The following is a 3,969-nucleotide window of genomic DNA, read 5'->3' as shown; positions in this document are numbered from 1 at the left end:
TTTCAATATTCTGTGTAAGCAACAGTGTTTTTACGCCCTGGCGAGCAGCCGCTAACGCGGCTTCGGTGCCGGCATGGCCGCCGCCAACGACAATCACGTCATATTGATCTTGAAACTGCATAACTCACCCGCGATAAAAACTTGTAAAAGATTGCGAATTTTAACATGCCAGTCACAATCTTTGCCTAATATTTCAATCATTTATAATCAGTTTGGACAAATCGAGCTGATGATATGTAAATAAACCTCAATACAACAATTGGACGGAGTGACATGATTGAGAAAAATACTGGTATTAAGCGATTGCTGTTTGCTTTAGTTTATTCGTTACAAGGCCTGTATGCTGGAATCCGTTATGAATCTGCTTTTCGGCAGGAGTTTATCTTGTTGTTATTACTGGGGTTTGTAAGCTTTTTTCTGGATGTCACTCCAGCCGAAAGGCTTTTGATGATCGCCTCTCTAGTAGCTGTTTTAATTGTTGAAGCACTTAACTCGGCCATCGAGTGTGTGGTGGATCGCGTCAGCACTGATGTACATAAGCTCTCTGGCCGAGCCAAAGATTACGGCTCTCTGGCGGTATTAATGACCTTATTGCTTAGTGCAGCGACCTGGCTGATGATTTTGCTGGATTAAGTTTTTCTTTGATAAGCCCAAATTATGATAATCAAACCTGCAATGATCATCGGTACACATAACAACTGCCCCATGGTGAACCAATTAAATGCCAGATAACCATATTGCGGATCGGGAACCCTGAAAAATTCGGCGATAAAGCGGAAACACCCATAGCCCAGTAAAAACAGTCCTGAAACCGCTGCCCGTGGGCGGTTTTTTGCCGAGAACCACCAGAGAATAATAAATAGTAACAAGCCTTCCATCATCGCCTGGTAAAGCTGGGATGGATGACGCGCTAACGGACCACCTGTTGGAAACACCATCGCCCAGGGCACATCAGAGACTCTACCCCATAACTCGCCATTGATAAAATTGCCTATTCGACCAAAAAACAAACCTAATGGGACTAATGGTGCGACGAAATCACTGATTTCAAAAAAGGATCGGTTTGTCTTGCGACCAAATAACCAGATTGCCAATAACACACCAAGCAATCCGCCATGAAATGACATGCCTCCCTGCCAGACCTTAAACAGATTCAATGGGTTATTTATGACATTTGGCAAATCATAAAAAAGTGCATAGCCAATTCTTCCACCGATGATTACACCAATCGCACCATAGAAAAGCAGGTCTTCTACCTGAGATTTTTCCCAACCATGATCATTGGCTCTCGATCTGGCCAGCATCCAGGCCGCAACAAAACCAAACAGATACATTAATCCATACCAATGAATGGCTAAGGGACCAAGCTCCAAGGCGACAGGATCAATCTGTGGGTAAGTCATTTTTTGTTCTCGTTTACTATGGTGCAGGCATCATATCAAGCTCGCTATGAATCTTCATTACAGAATTTTGCACCATTATTGGGCGCGACAATTTCTACGGCGCACCAAAATAAGCCTTTTATTAAGCTAAAACCAACCCGAAATTATCCCATCTCATTGTAATTAAAAGTGTTTTCAAATGTGGCATATAAACTGCGTTAGTTGTGGCAGTCTGAATACACGGTGTTGTAAAAAATCAACGCATCGGATTCAACAAGACTAAAACAATTCAAACGAGGAGATATAAATGAAATTCAAAACGCTCTCAGCAATATGTCTTGCTGCTACATCAGTTTTCGCCGCTTCATCAGCAATGGCATGGGAAAGCGAAGATGGTGCGCATTCAACCAGTGCTAATGTTGGCCTGTTCAGCGACTACTTATTCAGAGGTATTTCTTTTACCGATGATAAACCTGCTATTCAAGGTGGTTTTGACTACGCACATGCATCTGGTCTTTATGCTGGCACATGGGCTTCTAACCTTTCTATCGACGATGAAACGAATATTGAAATTGATGTGTATGCCGGTTTTGCCAATGAGTTTGGCGAAAGTGGCATCGGCTATGATTTAGGCGTGGTTCGTTATATGTATCCAGGTACTGAAAATGACGAAGAGCTGGACTATAACGAATATTATGGCGGCCTTTCATACAGCTACTTCAGTGCTACCGTGTTTTATACTAGTGACTGGGTCAATACAGGCGAAGACGAAATCTACTATAAACTCGGCTTTGATTATGATCTTCCATATGGTTTAGCGTTATCAGCACATTATGGTTACACCGACTCAGATCGTAATGATGGGGATCCTGCTAAAAGCGATAGCTACAGCGATTACGGCATTGGTGTAACGAAAGGCTTTGCTGGTCTGGATTGGTCTGTTGGCTATTACGGAACAGATAGCGATGGTGAAGATTTTGCCGTGGTTGATAGTAATGCAGATGATCGTTTCTTAGTAAGCGTGAGTTCATCATTCTAAAACACACCCCAAGCAGATGGCTCTGGTAAACAGAGCCATCTTTTCTAAAGAAGGAATACGCTTATGAAACAAGTTGTAGCTATTATCAAGCCCTTCAAGCTTGATGATGTCCGCGAATCACTCTCTGAAATCGGCGTACAAGGTTTAACGGTTTCTGAAGTAAAAGGATTTGGACGTCAAAAGGGTCACACGGAGTTATACCGTGGGGCGGAGTACGTTGTGGATTTCCTGCCTAAATTGAAACTGGAAATCGCAATTGATGACGGCATCGTAGAACAAGTTATCGAAGCTATTATCAAGGGTGCTAACACTGGCAAAATCGGTGATGGCAAGATCTTCGTTTACCCACTTGAGCAAGTGGTTCGGATTCGCACTGGCGAAACCGGCCCTGATGCTCTGTAAGCTTGAGGAGACATTAACATGGAATTAGGAAATCAAATCTTCCAACTCCAGTACGCCATGGACACCTTTTACTTTTTAGTATGTGGTGCTCTGGTTATGTGGATGGCGGCTGGCTTCTCGATGCTTGAAGCAGGTCTGGTTCGTGCGAAAAATACCACTGAAATTCTGACCAAAAACGTTATGTTGTTTGCCATTGCCTGTACCTCTTATTTGGTAGTGGGTTATGACATCATGTACGGCGGCGGTTTATTCCTGGCTGGAATTGATGGCGGTGAAACACTGGTTGCTGATGCATTGGCAGCATCTGCTGAAGAGGGTTTTGAAGGTGGTGCAGTTTACTCTGCCGCATCTGACTTTTTCTTCCAGGTAGTGTTTGTTGCTACGGCAATGTCTATCGTTTCTGGTGCTGTTGCTGAACGTATGAAATTGTGGGCATTCGCTGCATTTGCTGTTGTGATGACTGCGTTTATCTATCCATTAGAAGGTTCATGGACTTGGGGCGGTGCTGATGTATTTGGCATGTATAACCTGGGTGACCTTGGCTTCCTTGACTTTGCTGGTTCCGGTATCGTTCATATGGCAGGGGCTGCTGCAGCATTAGCCGGTGTTATCCTACTGGGTGCTCGTAAAGGCAAATATGGCCCTAACGGTGAAGTTCGTCCGATACCAGGTGCAAACCTGCCATTAGCAACTTTAGGTACATTCATCCTGTGGATGGGTTGGTTCGGCTTTAACGGCGGTTCTGTATTGAAATTAGGCGATATGGCTAGCGCTAACGCTGTTGCGATGGTGTTCCTGAACACAAATGCAGCGGCTGCTGGTGGTGTTATCGCTGCTTTGGTTGTCGCCAAATTACTGTTTGGTAAAGCTGACTTAACCATGATTTTGAACGGTGCTTTAGCTGGTCTGGTAGCGATTACTGCTGGTCCAGACACGCCAACTCCATTAATGGCTACCATTATCGGTGCTGTCGGTGGTGTAATTGTGGTGTTCTCAATCGTCTTTATGGACAAAGTTAAAATCGACGATCCTGTCGGTGCTATCTCTGTGCATGGTGTGGTTGGTCTTTGGGGTCTGCTTGCAGTGCCTTTGACAAACTCTGATGCCAGTTTCTCAGCACAAATCATCGGTGCAGCTACCATCTTC

The 3,969-nt window shown here is 44.3% G+C and carries 6 protein-coding genes; 4 read left to right on the top strand and 2 right to left on the bottom strand.

All coding sequences use genetic code 11. The features are described 5' to 3' along the window. On the bottom strand, positions 1-121 hold a 121-nt coding region (locus tag B3182_RS16365), incomplete at its 3' end, for an FAD-dependent oxidoreductase (protein ID WP_414683348.1). Between the two features lie 152 nt (positions 122-273). Here B3182_RS16365 and B3182_RS13010 point away from each other — a divergent pair. Continuing rightward, positions 274-633 carry a diacylglycerol kinase gene (locus B3182_RS13010; protein WP_292358505.1) on the top strand — a complete coding sequence of 120 codons (360 nt, stop codon included), beginning with the start codon at positions 274-276 and terminating at the stop codon, positions 631-633. Here the strand turns inward: B3182_RS13010 and lgt are convergent. Continuing rightward, the gene (lgt, locus tag B3182_RS13005; RefSeq protein WP_292358508.1) at positions 630-1,403 is read right to left on the bottom strand and encodes a prolipoprotein diacylglyceryl transferase; all 774 of its coding nucleotides are present in this window, start codon (positions 1,401-1,403) and stop codon (positions 630-632) included. The two genes, B3182_RS13010 and lgt, sit on opposite strands and share 4 nt — an antisense overlap. A gap of 286 nt (positions 1,404-1,689) precedes the next feature. Between lgt and B3182_RS13000 the strand changes: the two genes are divergently transcribed. The 3 genes from B3182_RS13000 to B3182_RS12990 form a co-directional block, all read left to right on the top strand. Further along, positions 1,690-2,421, top strand: a complete 732-nt coding sequence (locus B3182_RS13000) for a TorF family putative porin (RefSeq protein WP_292358510.1) — start codon at positions 1,690-1,692, stop codon at positions 2,419-2,421. Between the two features lie 63 nt (positions 2,422-2,484). Beyond that, positions 2,485-2,823: a P-II family nitrogen regulator gene (locus tag B3182_RS12995; protein WP_226075668.1), complete on the top strand. Its 339-nt coding sequence runs from the start codon at positions 2,485-2,487 to the stop codon at positions 2,821-2,823. An 18-nt stretch (positions 2,824-2,841) separates the two neighbouring features. After that, a partial coding sequence (locus tag B3182_RS12990; RefSeq protein ID WP_292753034.1) for an ammonium transporter occupies positions 2,842-3,969 on the top strand: 1,128 nt, incomplete at its 3' end.

The organism is Methylophaga sp. UBA4204 (assembly GCF_002379485.1).
Classification (GTDB): domain Bacteria; phylum Pseudomonadota; class Gammaproteobacteria; order Nitrosococcales; family Methylophagaceae; genus Methylophaga.
This window is presented reverse-complemented; position numbering and strand designations above follow the sequence as displayed.